22 protein-coding genes, 1 tRNA gene and 1 pseudogene are annotated in these 22,145 nt (G+C 65.9%); 9 read left to right on the forward strand and 15 right to left on the reverse strand.

All coding sequences use genetic code 11. The annotated features are described in order from the left end of the window. Positions 1-293: 293 nt before the first annotated feature. The 8 genes and pseudogenes from ACW2Q0_RS25950 to ACW2Q0_RS25985 form a co-directional block, all read right to left on the reverse strand. On the reverse strand, positions 294-620 hold the full coding sequence (locus tag ACW2Q0_RS25950) for a helix-turn-helix domain-containing protein (protein ID WP_457193527.1): 327 nt from the start codon (positions 618-620) through the stop codon (positions 294-296). Continuing rightward, entirely contained in the window at positions 617-1,810 is a 1,194-nt protein-coding gene (locus ACW2Q0_RS25955; RefSeq protein WP_457193528.1) for a tyrosine-type recombinase/integrase, read from the reverse strand. Before ACW2Q0_RS25955 ends, ACW2Q0_RS25950 begins: the two co-directional genes overlap by 4 nt. Before the next feature lie 149 nt (positions 1,811-1,959). Then, positions 1,960-2,359: pseudogene (locus tag ACW2Q0_RS25960) on the reverse strand (ATP-binding protein); the annotation flags it as partial. A 95-nt stretch (positions 2,360-2,454) separates the two neighbouring features. After that, a tRNA-Ala gene (locus ACW2Q0_RS25965) sits at positions 2,455-2,527 on the reverse strand. Positions 2,528-2,620: 93 nt separating this feature from the next. Beyond that, entirely contained in the window at positions 2,621-3,763 is a 1,143-nt protein-coding gene (gene sepX / locus ACW2Q0_RS25970; RefSeq protein ID WP_457193529.1) for a divisome protein SepX/GlpR, read from the reverse strand. 332 nt (positions 3,764-4,095) lie between these two features. Beyond that, on the reverse strand, positions 4,096-4,746 hold the full coding sequence (locus ACW2Q0_RS25975; RefSeq protein ID WP_457193530.1) for a GNAT family N-acetyltransferase: 651 nt from the start codon (positions 4,744-4,746) through the stop codon (positions 4,096-4,098). 12 nt (positions 4,747-4,758) lie between these two features. Then, positions 4,759-6,018 carry a molybdotransferase-like divisome protein Glp gene (gene glp, locus ACW2Q0_RS25980; RefSeq protein ID WP_457193531.1) on the reverse strand — a complete coding sequence of 420 codons (1,260 nt, stop codon included), beginning with the start codon at positions 6,016-6,018 and terminating at the stop codon, positions 4,759-4,761. A gap of 126 nt (positions 6,019-6,144) precedes the next feature. Continuing rightward, positions 6,145-7,101, reverse strand: a complete 957-nt coding sequence (locus ACW2Q0_RS25985; protein ID WP_457193532.1) for a UTP--glucose-1-phosphate uridylyltransferase — start codon at positions 7,099-7,101, stop codon at positions 6,145-6,147. Between the two features lie 86 nt (positions 7,102-7,187). Between ACW2Q0_RS25985 and ACW2Q0_RS25990 the strand changes: the two genes are divergently transcribed. The 4 genes from ACW2Q0_RS25990 (at position 7,188) to mscL (ending at position 9,468) form a co-directional block, all read left to right on the forward strand. Beyond that, the gene (locus ACW2Q0_RS25990) at positions 7,188-7,775 is read left to right on the forward strand and encodes a 5-formyltetrahydrofolate cyclo-ligase (RefSeq protein ID WP_457193585.1); all 588 of its coding nucleotides are present in this window, start codon (positions 7,188-7,190) and stop codon (positions 7,773-7,775) included. Positions 7,776-7,844: 69 nt separating this feature from the next. Beyond that, on the forward strand, positions 7,845-8,141 hold the full coding sequence (locus tag ACW2Q0_RS25995) for an FmdB family zinc ribbon protein (RefSeq protein WP_457193533.1): 297 nt from the start codon (positions 7,845-7,847) through the stop codon (positions 8,139-8,141). A 110-nt stretch (positions 8,142-8,251) separates the two neighbouring features. Beyond that, entirely contained in the window at positions 8,252-8,950 is a 699-nt protein-coding gene (locus ACW2Q0_RS26000) for an SAF domain-containing protein (protein ID WP_457193534.1), read from the forward strand. A gap of 110 nt (positions 8,951-9,060) precedes the next feature. After that, entirely contained in the window at positions 9,061-9,468 is a 408-nt protein-coding gene (mscL, locus tag ACW2Q0_RS26005) for a large conductance mechanosensitive channel protein MscL (protein ID WP_457193535.1), read from the forward strand. Between the two features lie 133 nt (positions 9,469-9,601). Here mscL and ACW2Q0_RS26010 read toward each other — a convergent pair whose 3' ends face one another. The 7 genes from ACW2Q0_RS26010 to ACW2Q0_RS26040 all read right to left on the reverse strand — a co-directional run bounded on the left by ACW2Q0_RS26010 (position 9,602) and on the right by ACW2Q0_RS26040 (position 16,711). Further along, positions 9,602-9,919 (reverse strand): MspA family porin, encoded by a 318-nt coding sequence (locus tag ACW2Q0_RS26010; protein ID WP_457193586.1) that lies wholly within the window; start codon positions 9,917-9,919, stop codon positions 9,602-9,604. Between the two features lie 325 nt (positions 9,920-10,244). Continuing rightward, positions 10,245-10,916, reverse strand: a complete 672-nt coding sequence (locus ACW2Q0_RS26015; RefSeq protein ID WP_457193536.1) for an MspA family porin — start codon at positions 10,914-10,916, stop codon at positions 10,245-10,247. Positions 10,917-10,978: 62 nt separating this feature from the next. Next, a complete protein-coding gene (locus tag ACW2Q0_RS26020; RefSeq protein ID WP_457193537.1) occupies positions 10,979-11,647 on the reverse strand; it encodes an MspA family porin in 669 nt (222 codons plus the stop codon). A 692-nt stretch (positions 11,648-12,339) separates the two neighbouring features. After that, positions 12,340-12,834, reverse strand: a complete 495-nt coding sequence (locus tag ACW2Q0_RS26025; protein ID WP_364392993.1) for a MogA/MoaB family molybdenum cofactor biosynthesis protein — start codon at positions 12,832-12,834, stop codon at positions 12,340-12,342. 80 nt (positions 12,835-12,914) lie between these two features. Then, positions 12,915-14,348 (reverse strand): S1C family serine protease, encoded by a 1,434-nt coding sequence (locus tag ACW2Q0_RS26030; protein ID WP_457193538.1) that lies wholly within the window; start codon positions 14,346-14,348, stop codon positions 12,915-12,917. A 188-nt stretch (positions 14,349-14,536) separates the two neighbouring features. Next, complete coding sequence (locus ACW2Q0_RS26035) at positions 14,537-15,940, reverse strand: ATP-binding protein (protein ID WP_457193587.1); 1,404 nt, start codon at positions 15,938-15,940, stop codon at positions 14,537-14,539. A gap of 84 nt (positions 15,941-16,024) precedes the next feature. Further along, on the reverse strand, positions 16,025-16,711 hold the full coding sequence (locus ACW2Q0_RS26040; protein WP_457193539.1) for a response regulator transcription factor: 687 nt from the start codon (positions 16,709-16,711) through the stop codon (positions 16,025-16,027). Between the two features lie 356 nt (positions 16,712-17,067). Here ACW2Q0_RS26040 and ACW2Q0_RS26045 point away from each other — a divergent pair, with 356 nt between their 5' ends. The 5 genes from ACW2Q0_RS26045 (at position 17,068) to ACW2Q0_RS26065 (ending at position 22,128) form a co-directional block, all read left to right on the forward strand. Further along, entirely contained in the window at positions 17,068-19,872 is a 2,805-nt protein-coding gene (locus tag ACW2Q0_RS26045; RefSeq protein ID WP_457193540.1) for an ATP-binding protein, read from the forward strand. Next, the gene (locus ACW2Q0_RS26050) at positions 19,869-20,276 is read left to right on the forward strand and encodes a roadblock/LC7 domain-containing protein (protein WP_457193541.1); all 408 of its coding nucleotides are present in this window, start codon (positions 19,869-19,871) and stop codon (positions 20,274-20,276) included. Before ACW2Q0_RS26045 ends, ACW2Q0_RS26050 begins: the two co-directional genes overlap by 4 nt. Positions 20,277-20,284: 8 nt before the next feature. Further along, a complete protein-coding gene (locus tag ACW2Q0_RS26055; protein WP_457193542.1) occupies positions 20,285-20,659 on the forward strand; it encodes a DUF742 domain-containing protein in 375 nt (124 codons plus the stop codon). Positions 20,660-20,747: 88 nt separating this feature from the next. Beyond that, complete coding sequence (locus ACW2Q0_RS26060; protein WP_040695543.1) at positions 20,748-21,305, forward strand: GTP-binding protein; 558 nt, start codon at positions 20,748-20,750, stop codon at positions 21,303-21,305. Continuing rightward, on the forward strand, positions 21,298-22,128 hold the full coding sequence (locus ACW2Q0_RS26065; RefSeq protein WP_457193543.1) for an MHYT domain-containing protein: 831 nt from the start codon (positions 21,298-21,300) through the stop codon (positions 22,126-22,128). The genes ACW2Q0_RS26060 and ACW2Q0_RS26065 overlap by 8 nt, the downstream gene beginning before the upstream one ends. Positions 22,129-22,145 lie beyond the last annotated feature (17 nt).

Here is a 22,145-nt window from a genome sequence, read left to right on the forward strand (position 1 = left end):
CTCGCGGGAACGGCAGTCCGGGCAGAATGAGCACGAGTTGGGTTGAGCATCCCGGGACCGGATCTGAGACCCATTCCGGGTGGGTCGTGCGAAGAACCTGCAGGCAGCAACGGCAGAGCCCGTCGCCGCTGAGGTGATTGCGGTGCCCGCATCGCTGGCAGCGCCCGTGCTCAGGGAAGGCCCGTCGCCATTTCCCGCAGGCAGCGCAGGTGGTGTATTGGCGCCGCTCGCCCCAGCCCAGGCAGACCGGGCATTGCCCGACCGGCCATTTCCTCGTCCCGGACGCCACTGGGTCAGTTCGGTGGCAGAGATCGCTTGTTCCCAGCCCGGCGCCGTGGTGTCGGGCGCGCCGCCTTCTCTGCGTCACCGACGGCTCGGCGCTGCCTTTGATTCTCCTCGGCGGCAAGGGGTTCGGCTTCGAGCAGGTCGGCGACTGCGCAGTCGAGCGCGGCGCAGATCTTGTCCAGGTCGTCGAGCCGGACGGTGGTGGGTTTGCTGCTCCACAACGCTGCGACCTTGCTCAGCGACGGTGTGAAGCCGACCTCGGTGAACGCGGTCAGAAGATCGCTGGGCCGCCAGATGTCGCGTTTGGCCGCGGCCCATCGCAGGTTCCACTTCATCGCAAATTTCCTTTGTCCATGACGAGTCGTTGCACCGCCCGGTCGGCGGCGGCCAAGGTGGCGGCTTCCGGATCTGCGTGGGCGGTGGCCAGGTAGGAAACCGTGGTGGTCGGCCGATCATGTCCAAGCAATTTCTGCACCTCCCAGAGTGACATTCCCCGCTCGTAGTTGTGGGTCGCGCAGGCGTGTCGCAGCAGGTGGGGATGTAGTTCGGTCACCGATCCGGTGAGGAATCGGTGACCGGCGACCTTGAGTGCGCGCCGGAACGTCGATGGCGTCACGGCGATCGCGGGTGTGGTCATATTCAATGCGCTGACCGCCTGTGGAATGCGTTCGGAGGGGAACAGTGGCGCGTCCGGGTTGTCGGGGTCGTCGCAGAAGTCGGCGCGGACATCCTCGATATACCACCACAGCAGTGCCCGGCCTTCCTCGAACAGGTATGCCTCCCGCTGGCGTGGGCCGGAACCGCGAGCTCCCTTGCCGTGCACCAGGAAACGTCCCCACTGCCCCGACTCCCAATGAATGTCGCCGAGCCGCACCGCGCAGAGTTCGGCGGCGCGGACGCCGGAGATATAGGTGATTTTGGCCATGACGTAATCGCGTCGGGCGATCAGCGGCTTGCGCGCTTGGGCCAGCGATTCGCGCCAGCGGCCGAAGAACTCACGAGTGGCTCGCTGTGACGGAGGGATTCGCAGCCCGAAATCGCCGCGATGGCGGGGCCGGTTGAACGGATCGATCGGCGACTCGACCGCCAGCCCGTAGTTGCGGGCGATCTCACCGCCATAGCGCTGCTCGAGGAACGCGAAGTAGTTGTCGATCAGCGTCAGCTTGCGGCGCACTGTCGACCGCGCCCGCTTGCCGACTCCGGCGAAGTATCGATCGACGTGACGGGGCGCCAACCGCCACGGCACCAGGCCGTAGTACTGGCAGATCTCGATGATCGGTTTCGTCAGGCCGTCCAGAGTTGCCGAGGCCAAACCTGCTGTGTCCCTTGCCCATTGATACTCGGCAACGGTATCCAGGAAGAAGCTCTCCTCGTCGCCGGGCGACAGCGCCGCTGCCTTGCGACGCTCCAAGGTCACAACGTCGGCCAGGCCGGGCTCAAACCCCGGTGCGCCGCCAGGTTCCCGGCCGGCCTGATCGGTCGCCGGCGGCACCACCGACAGCGTGCGTCTCCTGGAATCTGACACGGTGACGCAGATTACCGCGATTACTCCTGGATTCCTGCAGAATCTTGCCGATTCCGGAAGAAGTCCGGTCGGACCCTCAACCTGGTCATGAACTGCTGAAATGCACCGATACCACCCTAGATGGAGTGGGCGAACCCACGCCTACTCCATTTGTCGACTGTCGCGGTCGCCAAGGTTTTCGGCATGATCTCGTCGAACCCTGATGGGTGCAGGTTCGAGCTCACGGCGAGCGCGCGGCGTTCGTAGGCGGCGTCGACCAGCCGGTAGAACCCTTCAGCCGCGTCGGGGCTGACCGGCAGCAGCCCAATATCATTGATGATGATCAAGTCGGTGCGGATCAGCCGGGCCAGCGCTCGGGTGATGGAGTCGTCGACGCGGTGGCGGCGCACGAGTGCGCCGAGGTCTTCGATGGTGAACCAGGCAACGGTCAGTCCGGCTTCGATCGCGGCTTGACCGAGGGCTTCAGAAGTGTGATTTGCCGGTTCCGGATGGGCCGCAGATGCAGAAGTTTTCCTTGTGCCGCACCCATTCCAGGGTTTTCAGAGAGTCCACCCGCAATGCGGGTGGCCCTTGCTCGCCTTCAGGCGTCACGGTCCTACTTCGCGGCCTTCATTCAGGCACTTGTTCTAGTAAGACCTCTAGGGTGGAGCTAAGGGGAATCGAACCCCTGACCTTCTCGATGCGAACGAGACGCGCTACCAACTGCGCTATAGCCCCGTGCGGCTCCGGGGAACCGCGCTGTGACACTGTATCAGGCGAGGTGGGCAGACTCCGAATCGTATAGTTGACCTGGGCGGATGTGGGTTCGGCTCAGGCCCCGGCGGCGCGGCGCATGTCGTCGGTGCCGCGGCGGAGGGCGCGCGCGGTGGCGGGGTCGAAGGTATCCAGGGGTTCGAACAGAGGGTCTTCGTCGTCCACCTCGATGAGGGCGGAGCGGCGGCGGAGGGCGCGCGCGGTGTCGCGGTCCATGACGCGCTGTTTGGCGCGCTGTTCGGCCTTGCGCTCCGCCTCGATGTGCTCGCCTCGGCTGCGGGCCAGGCGGGCGAGGCGACGGCGACGAATTTCCTCCTCCATGCGGACCTGCTTGCGTAGGTAGGCCAGATAGGTCACCAGGATGAGTGCGGAGCCGCCGCAGCCCCACCAGAACATGGGGCTCAGCGCCACCGAGAGCCCACCGAAGACGACGGCGGCCAGGATGAGACCGAGCACCGCGCGCTGCCGGAAGGTGTAGCGGGCCGCGCGTGCGATTGCGTCGGCCTCCGGGTCGAAGCCGCCGCGCCCGCGCCGGGTCGGCACGAAATCCGGATCGTCGGAGTCGGATTCGTCGAGTCGAGCGGGTGCCGCCGTCGCGGCCTGGGAGTTCCGGGCACCATCCGGTTCGGTGCGCTCTACCGCCACCCGGTCATCATCGACGGTCGCGCGCCGCTTCGCAGCCGTTCGGGCCGTCGCGATTTCGGTGTTGTCGGATTCGGGGGTATCCCGCTCGCCGACGGCGTCGTCGAATTCGTCATCTGCGGTATCGGATTCGTCGTCGACGTCGTCCAACTCGCCATCCACCGTATCGGATTCGTCGTCGACGTCGTCGAATTCGTCGACTTCACCGTCCTGGTCGTCGATTTCGGCATCGGATTCCGACCTGGCTTCGGGCGGGTTGTCCGCGGGATCGTTGTCCTCGGTGACCTGCTCGTCGGCCGGTGGGGTCATCCGGTCCTCCGCATCATCGCTGTGGGAAAGTCTTCTCTGTACTCGGGTCGGCCGGTAGTCCGGATCACTGTCGTGTCCGGCGGCCGGACCGCTCTTGGCGCGCCGCTTGGAATCTCCGCGGTGCAATACGCGGGTCGCCAGCGCCGCGTCGGTCGTCTGCCTGATCCTCGGGTGCCGGTCGGCGAGGATCGGGAACAGCACGAAGACCCAGAGCACGACCAGTCCGATCCACAGGATCGAATTCGGCATCTCGCCTCTGCACCTCCGTCCCCACCGCATCGTCCGCTCGGCCTTTCGACCAGGTCGCACCGCGCCCCGTCGCGGTGCGTTCGCTCGCCGCAAAACGCCTCGGACGGACGGACGTCCGGCCGCTGTGAGGCGTATTCGGCACTGCCCCACAGGCTGGTCGCCGGTGGCACGGGACGCACCCCCGACGTCCGTAGGTTAATTCCGTGTCGCAGCAACTGCGGTCAGGCGCGCCGTGTACATACGCCACACCTGTCACAGATCCATCATTTTCCCCGCGCGTCGCAGGCAGCCGGGCGCGTCTAAAACGGTACGATCGTGCGGGTATCCGAGCTTCAGGGAATCGTCGCCCGACCATCGCGCACCAGTCGATCGACGACGGTCCCCGCCACCTCCTCCACGGTGATGCCGACCAGCAGATGATCGCGCCAGGCGCCGTCCACATCCAGGTACCGCTTCAGCAGCCCCTCCTCGCGGAACCCCACATTGCGCAGAACCGCTTGGCTGGGAAGGTTTTCCGGTCGCACGGTCGCCTCGACCCGATGTAGTCCGGTAGGGCCGAAGCAGTGGTCGAGTCCGAGCGCCAACGCGGCCGTCGCCACGCCCTGACCACTCAAATCCTTGGCGACCCAATAGCCGATCCACGCCGAACGCAGTGCACCGCGCACGATATTGCCGATGGTCAACTGCCCGCTGAACGCACCGTCGACCTCGATCACGAGCGGAATCATCGCACCGTGCCTGGCCTCGGCCTTCAGACTCGACCACAGCGACGGCCAGTTCGAGGCGTGATTGCGCTCCTCCCAGGCACCGCGTCCGGTCGGCTCCCACGGCTCCAGATGTGCCCTGTCGCGCAACCGGATCCGGCTCCATGCCGCCGCATCGCGCAACCGCACCGGCCGCAATCTCACCTCACCGGCCGCAACGCGCAGCGGCCCCAGATGCGCCGGCCAACCGGGATGCGGCGTGGGCCGGAATACATTCATCGTCTCCACGCCTCAGCCACGCTGTGCGAGAAATGCGACCCGGACCTCGTCACCGGTCCTGATCTCGGTGTCGTCCGGGTCGATCACGATCAGACTGTTCGCCTCGGCCAGTGTGGCGAGCAGATGCGACGAACCGCCCGCGCCGCCGCCGAGCGGCTGCACCAGGTAGTCGCCGGTGGCCTCATCGCGCATGAGTTGCGCGCGCAGATAGCCCTTGCGTCCGGCGATCGAGGTGATCGGGGTGATCGTTCTGGCACGGACGATCCGGCGCATGGGATGTCTGCGGCCCAATGCGATTCGGATCAACGGTCGCACCATGACTTCGAAAACCACAAGTGCGCCAACGGGATTCGACGGCAGGAGAAAGGTCGGCACCTCATCGCGCCCGAGCCGCCCGAAACCCTGTACGGAACCGGGGTGCATGGCGACCCTGGTGATTTCGAGTTCCCCGAGCCCCTCGAGCGCCTCGCGGACCTGCTCCGAAGCCCATCCGCCGATGGCGCCCGCGATCACCACGACCTCGGAGCGAACCAGCTGCCCCTCCACCACATCGCGCAGCCGCCGCGGATCCGAACTCACGATGCCGACCCGATTCACATCCGCGCCCGCATCGCGCGCGGCCGCGGCCAGCGCATACGAATTCACGTCGTAGACCTGCCCCGGTCCGGGCGTGCGATCGATATCGATCAATTCGCCACCCACCGAGATCACCGACAACCGCGGGCGCGGATGTACCAGCACCTTGTCCTGACCGACCGCGGCCAGCAGTCCGACCTGCGGCGCACCGATGATGGTGCCCGCGCGCACCGCGACATCGCCGGGCTGCACATCGTCCCCGATGCGCCGGACATAGTCACCGGATCGCACCGGTTCGTACACCTTGATCCTGGCCCGGCCACCATCGGTGAAATCCAAGGGCAGCACGGCATCCGCCAGCGTCGGCAGCGGTGCACCGGTATCGACCCGCACGGTCTGGCGCGGCTGCAACCGGATCGGCTGTTTGGAACCGGCGACCACCTCGCCGACCACCGGCAGCGTCAGATCAACCAGTTCGCCGTCCTCGTCGCGGATATCCGTGCCGGCGGCGGACACATCGACACTGCGCACCGCGTACCCGTCGATCGCGGCCTGATCGAATCCGGGCAGCGGCCGCTCGGTAACGACATCCTCGGCACACAGCAGGCCCTGGGCCTCGGAGATCGCGACCCGGACCGGCCGGGGCGCGACCGCCGCCGCCGTCACCTTGATCTGCTGATCCTCAACCGAGCGCATCCAGCCCTTCCTGCTCTCTCCGCATCGACCCGATTCCGCGATCGCGCAACCGATCCCGCGCGACGAAGATGGACCATCATTCGTACCCGACGGTCCATTATCGGTGAAACCCGAGGCCCACGCCTATCAGTCATAGGTCGTCAGCTGTGGGTCCCAGTCCGCACTGAGCCGATGCTGCAACCACTCCCTCAGGGCGGGGCCGTATTCCTCTCGTTCCAAAGCGAAATCGACCGCAGCACGAAGATAACCGCCCGGGTTGCCCAAATCGTGGCGCGACCCACGGTGGACCACCACATGGACCGGATGGCCTTCCTCGATGAGCAGTGCGATCGCATCGGTGAGTTGTAGCTCGCCGCCCGTGCCCGGTTCGATCCGCCGTAGCGCGTCGAAGATGGCGCGGTCCAACAGATATCGGCCCGCGGCCGCGTAGGTCGATGGTGCGTCCGCGAGCGCGGGCTTCTCCACCATTCCGTTGACCCGCAGCACATTCGGGTTCACCGCATCGGGCACCGGCGCGACGTCGAAGACACCGTAGGCGCTGACCTCGTCCTTGGGAACGTCGATGGCGCACAACACAGTTCCGCCGCGCTTGCGCCGGACCCGGCTCATCACATCGAGCACCCCGCAGGGCAGCACCAAGTCGTCGGGTAGCAGTACGGCGATGGCGTCCTCGTCGTCATCAAGGGCGCCCTCGGCCTGCGCGACCGCGTGGCCGAGGCCGAGCGGTTCGTCCTGGACCACCGAGGTGACATCCAGCAGCGCGGGCGCCTTGCGCACCTTCTCCAGCAGTTGGAACTTACCGCGCTCGGCAAGCGTGCTCTCCAGCACCAAGTCCTCGACGAAGTGTGCGACCACGCCGTCTTTACCCGGCGAGGTCACGATGACCAGCCGCTGCGCACCGGAATCGGCGGCTTCGGTCGCGACCAGTTCGATGCCTGGAGTGTCCACCACCGGCAGCAACTCTTTGGGCACGGTCTTGGTCGCGGGCAGGAACCGCGTCCCGAGTCCGGCCGCGGGTACGACGGCCGTGCGGAAACACGACACGACCTCGCCATTCGCGGATTGTCCGGCCTTTGCTGTCATACGCCTACCCTATCCATCCATCACAGGCCCGATGTGGCCATCACGGCGACTCGGGTCCCGGTGAGCTTAAGGTGATCACCGTGGAGATGCCCGATGAGCGCGACAAACATGCCTGGCGCGCCGAAATCATTGCTCGGCGGGCCGCGATGACCAGCGCCGACCGGGAAACCGAGGCGCGTGAGTTGGCCCACAGTGTCACCGAACTGGACATCCCCGCCTGGGTGTGCGCGTATGTGCCGGTGCGCGGTGAACCCGGATCGACCGCGATGCTGACGGCACTGCGCGCGGCGGGCGCCCGGGTATTGCTGCCGGTCACCGGACCGCCGGGACCACTGCAATGGGCCGAGTTCACCGGCACCGATGGCCTGCGACGTGCCGGATTCGGACTGCTGGAACCCACGGGCGAGGTGCTCGCCGATGCGATCACGCTGGCGGAACTGATCCTGGTCCCCGCCCTGGCGGTGGATCGCCGCGGTGTTCGGCTCGGCCGCGGCGCCGGATACTACGACCGGACATTGCCCGCGGCCCGACCGACGGCGCGGCTGATCGCGGTCGTCCGCGACGACGAACTGCTCGATCGGCTCCCCGAGGAGCCGCACGATCTGCGCATGGGCTGGGCCCTCACACCGCACGACGGGCTGCATCGATTGGGTAGCGGTGAGGATGCGGAATGAAATGCCGATTAGCGGTGTTGGCACTGTCGGCTGTAGAGTGCCAGATTGACGAACCCTGCGGAGGATCCAGTGCCAACTTATTCATATGCGTGCACCCAGTGTGACAACCGCTTCGACATCGTTCAGTCCTTCGCTGACGAGGCGCTGAGCGTCTGCTCGGAGTGCTCTGGCAAGCTGCGCAAGCTCTTCAACTCGGTTGGCATCGTGTTCAAGGGCAGCGGTTTCTACCGCACGGACAGTCGCAGCGGGTCCTCGACCGCCAGCGAGCCCGCGAAGTCGGACACCGCTGCCAGCAGCTCCGCGTCGAGTTCGGATTCCGGTTCGTCCAGCAGCGCGAGCACCGCCAGCACTGCCGTCGCCAGCTGATTTTTACCTGGTAGAGGCTGCCCTGTGGTAGTTGTCCCCAGGGCTGTCGTTATCCACAGGGCACGCCGGTCTCGGGCGAGTCTTGGTGCCGCTGACCATAGGCTCCGGGCATGGCTCCCTTGGGCACTATTTCCTCCGGCAAAGCCAGGTCCTTCGCCGATCTCGGCCGCGGTGACTCGCTGCGCTACGCGATCTGGAATCGACCGCCGTGGGCGGATGCGCTGCTCGCCCGGCGCCTGATCGCGGCGGCACTCACCGCCCTAGCGCTCGTTCTGTTCCTGCGTGGTGATCCCGGCAGTGCGCGCACCGAGGTCGTGGTCGCCGGCCGCGATCTGCCACCGGGTCATCTGCTCGAAGCCACCGATCTGCGTTACGAACCTCTCGAATCCGGCACGCTGCCCGCGGGCGCGATCGACGATATCGCCGTCCTGGTCGGTGCGACGCTGACCGGCGCCATGCACACCGGCGAGGTATTCACCGATCTGCGTATCGTCGGACCGCGACTGGCCGCGCTTGCCACCGGCACGGGCGATGCGCGCATCGTGCCCATTCGGCTGGCCGATACCGCGGTCGCGGAGATCCTGCGGGCGGGTGACCGCGTAGATGTCATCGGTGCGGAGGAACAGAGCGGTCCCGGCAGTCGGCCCGCCCGGCTGCTCGCGATCAATGCGGCGGTCGTGCTCGTATCGAGCCCTGGTGACCGGCGTGGCGCGCCCGAGCGGGTAGTGCTGGTCGCGATGGACGCCGAACACGCCACCGCGGTGGCCGCCGCCTCGCTGCGCACCGCCCTGACCGTGGTTTTCCATTGACCGTATTTCGCCGAGAATTTGCCATCAAGGTCAACTAGCATCGGTCGATACGGCAGCCCGAACCGCCGAGCACAACGAGTCAGCTCTCACCCGAAGAGGAGATATCGGCAATGCTCAAGGGTTTCAAGGAATTCCTACTTCGCGGAAACGTCGTCGACCTGGCAGTAGCCGTGGTGATCGGTACCGCGTTCGTCGCGATCGTCACCGCGTTCACCAACGGCATCATCAACCCGGTTCTCGCCATGTTCGGCGAGCGGGACGACATCACCCTGGGTTTCCGGTTGGTTGCCGATAAACCGGCGACCTTTGTGCAGGTGGGACCGCTCATCACCGCGGCCATCAATTTCGTGATCATCGCGACGGTGCTGTACTTCGTGCTGGTGCTTCCCGCACTACACGCGAAGAAGCGGTTCGGCACCGCCCCGGATACCGAACTCAGCGACTCCGACGTGCTGATCGAGATCCGCGACCTGCTCGCCGACGGTCAGCACAGCGGGGGTGGACGTCACGAATTCTGAATCGAATTCCCCTGCCCGACAATTCAAACGGGAATTCGGCTGCGCCACAATTACATACGGTAATCAGCTGCGCCACAGGGTAAACGGGCCCGTCGTACACGACGGGCCCGTTCTGCGTATTCGAGCGGAATACTCAGCCGAGGCGGAATGGCTGACCCCACAACGTCGTCCAGGTGATGACATTATCCGTCTCGACCTCGACGCTGATGAAGGACCGCGCCTGGGCGTTGCCACCACAGCCGCTGAGACTGATTGTCTCATCGGCCCAGGTGACCGAGCCGCTGCCGCTCTTGAACTTATTGCGCTTCTTGTGCGCCTCGTTGCCGAAGTCGTCGGCCTGCTCGAGATCGAGCACGTAGAACGACTGCGCGTGGCCGGGACCGAGACTCAGGTTGGCACCGCTGCTGGCGCTCACCTTCGGCTTGACATTCCGACTGTCACTGCAGTCCAGACCACCGGTGACGCCGCCTTCGCCTCATCGGATTCTAGCGGTCGTCCTCGGGGAACCGAGGACGAAGACCCATTCATGCGGACACCGCTCGCTGGAAAGACATTGGCCATCAAGCGGTTTGCCGACAATCCCGTCAGTGGACGATCTTGGGTGCGCCCAATGTTAGCGGTTTGCGCCGAATCCCTGTGAGATTTCGCAGACGTCACTGCCCTATCGGCTACGTTCGGCGAATTCAGCTGGATGCCAAGGGTTTCACAACAGAAAGCGGGCCCGCCGCGAATGCGACGAGCCCGCTGAGGTTTTCAGGGTGCGCTGCCCCTGTCGATCAGCCGAGGCTGAACGGCTGGCCCCACAGGGTGGTCCAGGTGATGACGTTGTCGGTCTCCACCTCGACGCTGATGAAGGAACGCGCCTGAGCGTAACCGGCGCAACCGGTCAGACCGATGGTCTCATCGGCCCAGGTGACCGAGCCGCTGCCGTTCTTGAACTTGTTGCGCTTCTTGTGCGTCTCACCGCCGAAGTCGTCGGCCTGCTCGAGATCGAGCACGTAGAACGACTGCGACTGGCCGGGGCCGAGGGTGAGGTTGGCGCCGCTGGTCGCGCCGACACCACCGGTGACATTCTTACCGTCACTCCAGTCCGCGGTGCCCTCGACACCACCGGTGGCGCCGCCACCGGAGATGTTCACCTGGCAGCCGACGGTGTAGCCCGGGTAGATCGAGCCACCGCCGTCACCGGACACCGTGACCTGGGCGCTACCGGAAACCCACGCATTGCGGTGTAGCGGGGTCGAGCCCATGGACGGGTTGATGTTGGCGGATTCGTTGGTCAGGCTGATAGTGACCACGGTGCCGTCGGACAGCGTCTTGGTGATCGAGCCACCCGGCAGCGGCACGAAGGTATCGGCGTTGGCGGCGCCGGTGGAGAACAGGCCAAGAGCCACGGTGGCAGCGGCGCCGACACCGGCCACCCGTGCCACGTTCTTACGGTTGATCATGCTAGTAGTCCCTCGAGGGTTGAATCGCTTGAGCGAGAAGAATATTCGTGGATTGACCGACGTCAGCCGATGCTGAACGGCTGCCCGTAAAGGGTGGTCTTCGAGTAGTTGTCACCGATGATCTCGACGACGGTGTAGGCGCGCGCCTGGGCATAACCCGCGCAGCCCTGGACCTCGATCTCGGCATCCTGGTACTCGACCGAGTAACGACCCGGCTTCAGAATGTCCTTGTAGTCGATCTGCACGAACTTGACCTCGCCGGGGCCGAGGTTGACACCGATCGACCCGCCGAGCGAACCACCCGAGAGGTTGATACTGCCGGAGAGACCCGCCGAGATGGCATCGCTGGCGATGCTGACCTGGCAGCCGACGATGTAGCCGGTGTTCAGCTGCGATACGCCATGGGTCGAGGAGTTGTTGGTACCCGGGGCGCCCGTGGCACCGTTGGTCGGGCCGACAGTACCTTCCGGCGTAACGTTCACATCCGCGATGGCATTGCCCGAAACCCAGACCACACGGCCGGCACCGTTGGCCGCCAGCGAAGGCGAAATCAGGGCGTGCTCACCGGTACGGGTGAGCGTCACGTCGGGACCGTTCTTCTGGCCGTCCGGCAACGGCACGAAGGTATCGGCATTGGCAGCACCGGTCGAAAGCAGGCCCATGGCCACGGCCGCGGCAGCGCCGAGGCCCGCGATCCGGGCACCGCGGCGCAGGGTGCGGTTCTCGCTCATACTTCCCCTCATCAGGTTGTAACAGTCAACCTCGACCATCGAGGCTGGACGTTGGTCCTCTCAGGCCCAGCTCAGTTTGTCGCCCGATTGTTGCCGATGTGTAACCGGCTGTTATTTCGGCGCAACGGTCAGGGCTGGCATCGGAACCGAGCCGGGTTCCGCCGGGTCGACAAACGTACGTGTCGCACCCGGACCTGCGAGGTCCAGTAGCGTGGGTGGCTCGTGGCGAGACTAAACCGACCAGTAACGGTCTGGCAACGTAAGTTTCCATTAAGATCAATGTGATCTAGATCACACCATCTCACATGCTCATATCGCTTGACGTGCATAAACAGAAATGCAACGACAACCGATCCGCCCCCAAAAGGCGACAGCCTTCACAACGACGCCGACGGTAACTACGAGACAGCACCGTAATTGATTGTTAAACAAATTTCGGCGTGAGGAATTCACGGTGGATGAAGGCGCAACCATGAACGGTCATACGTGGCGAGACCGTAGATGAGTCAGGAGCCGTGATGGGGTGGCACCTGCGAGCGGAACCAGTCGTTGGATAACGATTCGAAATCGGCGCGGTGCTCGTCACTCGTCGTGTCCGGAAGGACGTCTCCGAAAATCTTTGCCAGACGCGCCGCATCCCTCGACCGGCGTGTCGCCGGACGAGGGTCGTCGGAGGAGTCTGCGGCGGTAATTTATTCCGCCAATCCGGACAGCTCGCCGATCACTCGGCTGGCGAGCGGACCAAGGGTTGCCATGCCGTCGCGGACCGCCGCCCGGCTGCCCGGCAGGTTTACCACCAGGGTGCTGCCCGAGACGCCGGCCAGACCGCGCGAAAGACCGGCATCGAGCGAACCGGCGACGCGACCGGAGGACCGCAGTGCCTCGCTGATCCCGGGCAGTTCCCGGTCGAGTACCTGCGAGGTGGCCTCCGGTGTGACATCGCGCGGGGACATACCGGTGCCGCCGACGGAGATGACCAGATCGACACCACCGATCACCGCCGTGTTGAGCGCATTGCGGATCTCCACCTCATCGGCCTGCACCGACACCGAAGCGTCCACCAGGAAACCCGCCTCGGTGAGCAGCTCGGTGACCAACGGCCCGAGCGAGTCCACACCTCCATGCGCCGTTCGATCGTCGACGACCACCACCAGAGCACGCCCCGCGACAGGAGCATCGATTTCCATGGTGGTAACCGTAGCGTCCAGATCGGCGAGGTGGACGTCGGCTCCCGGTCGCGCCGACAATCCGCCCGGCACGACCCGCATCATCGGCCGCCGTCGGCGGCCGCACCGGAGAGGGTCACCTCGACGGTCTTGGGGTTGTTGCCCTGTTCATCGGTATAGGTGACCTTCACCTTGTCTCCTGGCTGATGGGAACGGACCGCGGCGATGAGTGCGTCGCCCGAGTCGATGGTCCGGCTGTCCACCTTGGTGATGATGGCACCGGCCGGAATGCCCGCCTTGGCCGCCGGACCGTCCGGCGTCGCCTCGAGCACCCGCGCGGCGGTGTCCTGCGGGCGCAGTTTGACGCCGATCTGGGCGTAGGTGGCGTGACCGGTCTTGATCAGTTCGTCGGCGACCCGGCGGGCCTGATCGACCGGGATGGCGAAGCCGAGGCCGATGGAACCGCTCTGCTGACCGGTCGCCTCGCTGCCGCCGAGGCTGGCGATGGCGGTATTGATGCCGATGAGCTTGCCGCTGCCGTCAACCAGCGCGCCACCCGAATTGCCCGGGTTGATCGCGGCGTCGGTCTGAATCGCGTCGATGACCGGCTGCACCTGGCTCGGAGTGCCCTCACCGTTGGTGGAGACCGGACGGTTGAGTGCCGAAACGATGCCGGTTGTCACCGTGCCGGCCAGCCCGAGCGGCGAGCCGACGGCGATAACCGGCTGGCCGACGGCGAGATTCGATGAAGTACCCAGTTCGATCGGGGTCAGTCCGTCCTTGCCCTGCACCTTGACGACGGCCAGATCGGAGACCGGATCGGCGCCGACCAGCGTGGCCGGTGCCGTGGTGCCGTCGGCGAAGGCGACCTCCATCTTGGCGTTGGCACCACCGCCGGAGGCGACGTGGTTATTGGTGAGGATCAGGCCGTCGGAGGACAGCACGACACCGGAGCCCTCACCCTGTGCGCGATTGCTGGCGACCTTGATCATCACTACGCTCGGCAGCACCTTCTGCGCCACCGCCTGAGTGGAACCGGCCGGTGCGTTGGTCACATTGCTGACATTGGGCTTGGGGGCGTCCAGGGCATTGGTCACCGTGGCGTGACCGCTATCGGAGCGGGTGACCAGCGAACCGACCGCGCCACCGACGCCACCGCTGACGAGTGCGAGCGCGAGCGCGCCGACGACGAGGCCGGTGCGGACCGGGCGGCGTGCGGGTTCGGGCGTCGGCTGGGCGCCGAACGCGGCACCCGGATACGGCCCGCCGGGTGGGGTGGGCGGTGAATAGGACGGCTGGGCGTATTCCGGGCCCGACTCGGGACCCGGAAATTGCTGAGTCGGGTTGCGCGACATGTGTTGCTGCCAGATCGTTGGATGCGGTGTCGGTCCCGGCGCCCCGTGTCCGGATTGCGGATAGGTCGGATTCGGCTGGCCCGGTGGTACGACCGGAATCTCCTGGGTCGGATGCGGACCGGACGCGGCGTCGGCGTGCTCGGGCTGCGGCGTCGAGCCTTCCTTGGATTCCTCGGTCATTTTTCTCCTTACGTCTTCGACCAGCTTGGCGACGACGACTGAGAGCGAACTGAGACCCTGCTTTCAGTTTTCCGAGATATCGGCGAACGGCCCGGAACCGGCCTGCTCACCATCGTCCGGCAATACGATACGGACCGCGGCGGCAACACGCATCGCCCCGCGGTATCACGACCGGGTCTCGAACGGGGTCAATCGGTTACGGATTCGGTGACACCGTCGAGCATGGTCGCCGCACCCGGCAGCACGATGCGGATCAAGGCGCCGCCGCGCTCGGAGGTCTCGACGGTGATCGTGCCGCCGTGCTTGGTCACCACCTGCTTGACGATCGCCAGGCCGAGCCCCGAACCCGGCATGGAACGCGACGCCGTGGTCCGATAGAAACGGTCGAACACGAGCTCGCGCTCGGCGACCGGGATGCCGGGTCCGGCGTCGTCGACATCGAGTTCGAGCAATCCGCGACCGGTTTCCCGCATGGTGACCTTGACCTGCGCACCCGCCGGACTCCACTTGGCGGCATTGTCGAGGACATTCAGAATCGCCCGCTCCAGACCCGCCTCATGACCGTATACGAACCAAGGCTGCAACTGCGCGGCGAATTCGATCGACCCGCGACGGCGCCGGGCCCGCTCCAGCGCACGCTCGGCCACCTCGCCGAGATCCACTCGCTCGTAGACGGTTTCGGGCGCGTCCTCGCGGGCCAGATCGACGAGATCGCCGACCAAGGTCGACAGTTCCTCGATCTGAGCCATTACATCGGCCCGCAACTCGGCCATATCCTGCTCCGGAATCCGCGGCGCGCCAGGACGACTCGAGGCGATCAGCAATTCCATATTGGTGCGCAACGAGGTCAGCGGTGTGCGCAATTCATGTCCGGCATCGGCGACCAATCGACGCTGTCGATCGCGCGATTCGGCGAGTGCGCGCAACATTGTGTTGAAACTCTCGGTAAGCCTTGCGAGTTCATCGTCACCCGTCACCGGAATCGGTGTCAGATCGTCGGTGCGGGCGACCCGTTCGGTCGCCGCGGTCAGCCGTCCGATCGGGCGCAGCCCGGTGCGGCCGACCGCGGTGCCCGCGGCCGCCGCCAGCACGACACCACAACCGCCCACGACGAACAGCAACCAGGCCAGTCTGTCCAATACCTCGCGGGTCGGCTGCAACCGCTGCGAGATGACCAGCGTCGCGCCGGAATGTGTCGGCACCGCGAGCACGCGCTGATTACTCACGGTGCGCAGTGACGAGGGCAACTCACCGTTCGCGACCGCGAGTTCCTGGCTGCCCACCGGCGGAATCGTTTGCTGCGGGGGCATATACGCCTTGTCTTTCGCGTATATCAGCGCAACTCCGACATCATTGGAGTACAGGCCGGCCAGCACGATCGACTGAAAACCCAAACTGTCGAAATTATTGTTGATCATGGTGTTCGCGCGAGCCTTGAGCTGCGCGTCCACATCGGCGTTCAGCGCGCGGGCCACCATGGCATAGGCGGCGATCGAGGTGACCGCCACGGCGATGGCGACTACCGACGCGGCGAGCAGGGTTACCCGCCAGCGCAGTGATACCGATCTGGTCAACGGCATGGGTGGACGCATATCCGCCCGCTCCGCGGGATACGCGCCGAGCGCGGCGACCACTTGCCGCTTGGGATTGGTTCTGGCCATGGGGTGCCGACTCCCCTATGGGGGTGTTTCGCGCAGCACGTAGCCGACACCGCGCACTGTGTGGATCAGCCGGGCCTCGCCCTCGGCCTCCGTCTTGCGGCGCAGATAGCCGATGTACACCTCGAGCGCGTTACCGGAGGTGGGGAAGTCGTAGCCCCAGACCTCCTCGAGGATACGGCTGCGGGTCAGTACCCGGCGCGGATTGGCCATCAGCATTTCCAGCAGCGCGAACTCGGTGCGGGTCAGGCTGATCGAGCGGTCGCCGCGGGTCACCTCACGGGTCACCGGATCCAGCGACAGATCGGCGAACGTCATGGTCTCGGAAACCTCGCCGGGATCGGTGGCCCTACGGCGCAACAACGCCCGCAATCGGGCCAGCAATTCCTCGAGTGCGAATGGTTTCGGCAAATAGTCATCGGCACCGGCATCGAGTCCGGCTACCCGTTCGGAAACCGAATCCCGCGCCGTCAAAACCAGAATCGGCAGATCGTCTCCGGTGCTGCGCAAGCGTCGGCAAACTTCGAGCCCATCCATCCGGGGCATCATCACATCGAGTACGAGTGCGTCCGGTCGCTGCACGGTCGCCTTCTCCAGCGCGTCCACTCCGTCGACCGCGAGGTCGACGGAGTAGCCGTTGAAGGTCAGTGACCGGCGCAGCGATTCCCGGACGGCACGATCGTCGTCGACTACCAGAATGCGCATGCCCCCAGTTTGACCGCATCGACTGAGAGTCGACTGAGAGGGCGCCGCTCGACACGCCGCGCCGGCATCGATACGGCGCCAGGGCTGGTCGAGCGACCAGCACGTTTGTGATCACGTACAGATCTCGACGGAAACCAGCAACCGTTTTGAGGTGCCGAAAGCCGTTCCGAGTAGGCATATTCGAGTGAATTACAGAGCGGCAGCCCCAGATTGCCGTTGGTCACTCTGCGCGGTATGTTTCCTGCGGTAAAAAGAAGACCTCTAGTTGGATCTCAGCGGGTTGAATCAAAACCGAACAGCCACGCGCCATCCGGGGGCACTCGTGCAAGCTCGTCAAGCGGAGGCAACGGAAGCGGATGGAAGCTGCACCGCAGTCCTGGCAATTCAGTCTGTCCAACTGGTCGGTCACTCGCAAGGTTGGCATCGTGCTGGTCCTGCCCGTGCTGCTGGCCACTGTCTTCGCCGTACTCCGTATCAACAACGAACTGCGCACCATGTCGCAGTTGGATGCGGCGACCGAACAGGTCATCATTATTCGGCCGATCGTCAAGTTCGGTACGGCCACCGAACAACTCGCGGTCGCGGCGACCGCGTCCTGGGGAAACACCGCAGATCCGGCAACCGACGCGGCGTTGACCAAATTCGATCAGGCGCTCGCCGATCTCGAGGCCGGAATGCGCACGACCAAGGTGAGCACCCGGGTCACCTCCGAATTGGCATCGGCCGTCGCCACCGGCACCACCATGCGCAACAGTCTGCGCAACGGATCGCCGATGATGGTCGGCGAACAGGCCGATGAGATCGCGGTTCGCATCGGCAACGCGTACGCGCTCTCGCCCTCGGTCGAGGACCTCGTCATCCAGCGCTACTTCCTGCAGATCGGCGCCCTCCAGAACGCCCGCCGGGTACTCACCCAGCAGCGCATGATGATCGGCTCCCCCGATGCCGGCCACAATCCGAGTGTGCGCCCGAAGGTGCTCACCTCCGCCGGTGCCGAGATGACCATGGTCAATACCTACGGCATCATCCTGCCGGACAACGCGCCGAATATGCGGCCGCTGCTGGACGCGGTCGGTATCCGCCTCGGCGCATTCAGTCAGAACGGCGGGGATCCGACCTCCAATCCCGCCGTGCTGGACTCACTTCAGTCCAGCGCGGATACCTACGAGAAGACCACCAACTCCCTCGCCGACACCATCGACAAGGCACTGGCGCATCGGACCACCGAGGCGCAAACCGGTGCGTTGCGCGAGACCACGATCGTCATCGGCATGCTGCTGGCCGGTCTGGCGCTGGCCCTGGCCGTCGCGCGCGCCCTGGTCGTCCCGGTACGCAGGCTGCGCCGTGACGCGCTCGAGGTCGCGCACGTCAAGCTGCCCGACGAACTCGCGGTGGTGCGCAGCGGTGGCGCCACACCGGAGATCACCCCGGTCGGTGTGCACACCACCGACGAGGTCGGCCAGCTGGCCCGCGCCGTCGACGAAATCCACGAGCAGGCGCTGAATCTCGCCGCCGATCAGGCCCGACTGCGACTGCAGATCGGGAATATGTTCGAAACCCTTTCCCGCCGTAGCCAGTCCCTCGTCGAACAGCAGCTGTCGCTGATCGAGGATCTGGAGCACGACGAGGACAACGCCGAACGGCTGCAGAGCCTGTTCCGCCTCGACCACCTCGCCACCCGCATGCGCCGCAACGGCGACAACCTGCTGGTGCTGGCCGGTACCGCGCTGCGCCGCGGTCAACTACATCCGGTCCCGCTATCGGACATGCTCTGGAGTGCGGTCTCCCAGGTGGAGGACTATCAGCGGGTCGAAATCGGCGCGGTGCCCGACGGCATCGTCGCCGGTGAGCCCGCTGTCGATATCGAACATCTACTCGCCGAACTGATCGATAACGCGCTGCGCTACTCCCCGCCGACCACACCGGTCGCGGTGATGGTGGCGCGCGCGGTCGACGGCGGATACCTGATCGAGATCACCGACCGCGGCCTCGGCATGTCACTGGAGGATCTGCAGCTCACCAATGACCGGCTGGCCTCCGGTGGTGAGGTCACCGTCGAAACCGCCCGCCGCATGGGCCTTTTCGTCGTCGGCCGCCTCGCCAAGCGGCACACCATCACGGTGAGCCTGCGCCGCACCTCGACCATGGCACAGCAGCCCGGCATCACCGCCAGCGTGCACCTGCCCGGCGCACTGGTCGCGCCGCCGCTCGATGCCACCGATCCGAACAAGCGGGCCATCGAGGCGCAGGTCATGGCCGCGCTGCCAGCCCCATCGCACCAGCAGCCGCCGCGCACGCTGGTGCCGGTGCCGAGCCTGCCGCAGCGGGAGCCGTCCCGGTTCGCGGTCACCAGTTCCGGTCTGCCACAACGTCGTCCAACCATGCGCGTCGCCGACGCACCTGAGGTATCGATACCCGGAGATGACCACGCCGAAACCTCGGCGGACGTATTCGCCGAGAATCCGAGCAGCCGCCGCGGCGCGGACGGCCGGTCCCACAGTGCGCTGTTCGGGCCGCCGACCCAGACCGATGATCCTGCCACCGGGCCGAATTCGGTCATCGATGTGGAACCGCAGCAGGTGTCCCTCGGCGCGGTCACCGATATATGGGCCGAGCAGCCCGACAAACCGGCGCACACCGGATCGAACCCGATCGTCTCCCGCGAGCCCGCCGAGCCGTATCAGACCGGGTCGCATCCCATCGTGCGGCCGCCGCTGCCGAGCCGAAAGCCCGCCGCCGCATCGGAACCCGAGCCGACCTCGACCCGACTACAGCCGGTCTCGGCCGAGACCGCGACCAACACCTCGACCCGACTACAGCCCGTGCAGGGCGAATCGCCCACCCCGATCTATCAGCGGATGGTCTCGGAGTGGCTGGTCGAACCCGCGACGGCACAATCCGCGCCGTCGGCATGGACCTCCCCCGCCGACGCCGGCTGGACAGCCGCCGAACAGGCCAGCCATCCGACCGCCGACGCCCGTACCGTCGGCGGACTGCCGATCCGCAGGCCCGGGGCGCAATTGGTGCCCGGCGGCCTCGCGCCGGTCGAGGAACCCGGCGTCCGCGATCCGGAGGAGATCCGGAACAACCTGACCAGGCATCTCAGTGGGGTCCGCAGCGGGCGGGCCGAAGCGCAGTACAACGACGGAGGGCTTGTATGACCAACCCGAACAGCACCACGGACGAGAACCTCAACTGGCTGGTTGCCCGCTTCACCAAGGATGTGCCCGGAGTGTCGCATGCGGTGCTGGTGACAGCGGACGGTCTGCTGCAGGCGACCAGCCCGCATCTACCCGCGGACCGGGCCGAGCAGCTTTCCGCGGTCACCGCGGGTCTGGCCAGCCTGGCCACCGGTGCGGCCGGGCTGTTCGACGGCGGCAAGGTCATGCAGTCGATCGTCGAGATGCAGCGCGGCTATCTGTTGGTGATGAGCGTCGGTAACGGGTCGCACCTGGCCGTGCTCGCCAACAAGTCGCACGACATCGGCCGGATCGGCTACGAAATGGCCCTGCTGGTCGACCGTGTGGGCACGGTGGTCTCCGCCACCGCCCGGACAGCCGTCTGATCCAGACGATGTCGAGTCCACTCGGCCACGGGCCGAACCGGCCGACCACCCGGGTCAGACCGTATGCCCTGACCTCTGGCCGCACCGAACCCGCGGTCGACCTACCACTCGAAGCGGTTATCGAAACCCTGTCGTACACTGCGCATCTCGATTGGCCAGCGGGCGATCTGCGCACTGAGATCCTGCGGCTGGGTACGCATCGGCTCTCGGTCGCCGAGCTCGCGGCCCATCTGGATCGACCGCTCGGCATGGTCCGGGTCATGGTCGGTGACCTCGTCGTCGACGGCGCGCTGCGCGTGCATTCGACCCTGACCGACGAGGCGAGCTTCGACGAGCGCCGTTCCCTTATGGAGAGGACTTTGCGTGGACTCCGTGCCCTATAGGCAAGGCGGAAATTATGGGCAGCCCGGCAACTCCGGATCCGGTAACACCGGACCTGCCGAGCCCGACACTCGCGTCGCCTCGACCAAGATCGTGGTCGCGGGCGGCTTCGGCGCGGGTAAGACGACCTTCGTCGGCGCGGTATCGGAGATCGTCCCGCTTCGCACTGAGGCCATGGTGACCCGCTTCTCCGACGGTATCGACGATCTCGCCGATACCCCGGATAAGGAAACGACCACGGTCGCTATGGATTTCGGCCGCATCATCCTGCCGGGCAACCTGGTTTTGTACCTGTTCGGCACGCCCGGCCAGCGCCGCTTCTGGTTCATGTGGGACGACCTGATCCGCGGTGCCATCGGCGCGGTAGTGCTCATCGACACTCGGCGGCTCGAGGACAGCTTCGCGGCCGTCGACTTCTTCGAGGCGCGCAAGCTGCCGTTCCTGATCGCGGTCAACCGCTTCCCGGACGCACCCCGCTTCCCGATCGCCGAACTACGCGAGGCTCTTTCGGTGCGCGAGGGGGTGCCGATCGTGGATATCGACGCGCGCAATGCCATGGAGGTCCGCCAGGCACTGGCGGCCGTCACCGAATACGCGATCGCCCAACTGAAGGCGCTCGAATTGGAAGGAACCGCCCGACATGCATGACGTCCGGTTGTTCGCCGCGGCGAACGACGGCGCGGCGGTGGACCAGTTCTCGATGGGGTACTGGATCGCCGCACTCTCCTTCGGTGTTTCGGTGCTGGGCGCCGTGGTTGGGCTGGCCTGCGTGTTGCACGCGGCGCGGTCATCCCGGTTCCGGTTGGTGTGGGTGACCTCGGCCGCGGTGGCGATCGGCGGCGTCGGGGTGTGGCTGTCGACCTCGGTCGCGCTGCTCGGCCTCGATATTGCGGGTACCGCGGCGCGCTTCGACGGCGGCAGGGTGGTCGCGGCCATGGTGACATCGTTCGCCACGGTATTCGTCGCGTTGCTCATCATCGGCCGTCGGCTGCAACTGACCCGACTCATTCCGGGTGGACTGGTCATGGGGTTCGGCATCGGTCTCGCCCTGTATCTGGGGCTCGGGTCCATCCGGATCCAGGGTTCGGTCGATATCTCGCCGTGGCTCTCGGCGGTCGCTGTGGTGGTCGCGCTGATCACCGGTGTGGGCACGCTGTGGTCGTTCCAGGCGCTGCACGGACTGCTCGCCCGCGCGGCGACGGTGCTGCTGTTCGCCGTCGGTGTGGCGGGCATGTATAGCGCCGGGATCGCGGCCCTCGACCCGAGTATTGATCCCACCGCGAAGGCGCCGGACGGACTCACGCTATTCGAATTCGTTTTTCCGATGTTCGTGATCGGATCGCTCGCGCTGACGATCCCGATCAGCGCCGTGCTCATCGCACCGGACCGGCGCGAGACCGCGGCATCGCTCGAGGCCAAGCGCCGGGCCGAACTCCGGGTGAGCCGGTCCGAGTTCCAGTCGGTGCGCTGAGATATCGCGGGGCCCTG

The sequence above is a fragment of the Nocardia citri genome (genome assembly GCF_054065835.1).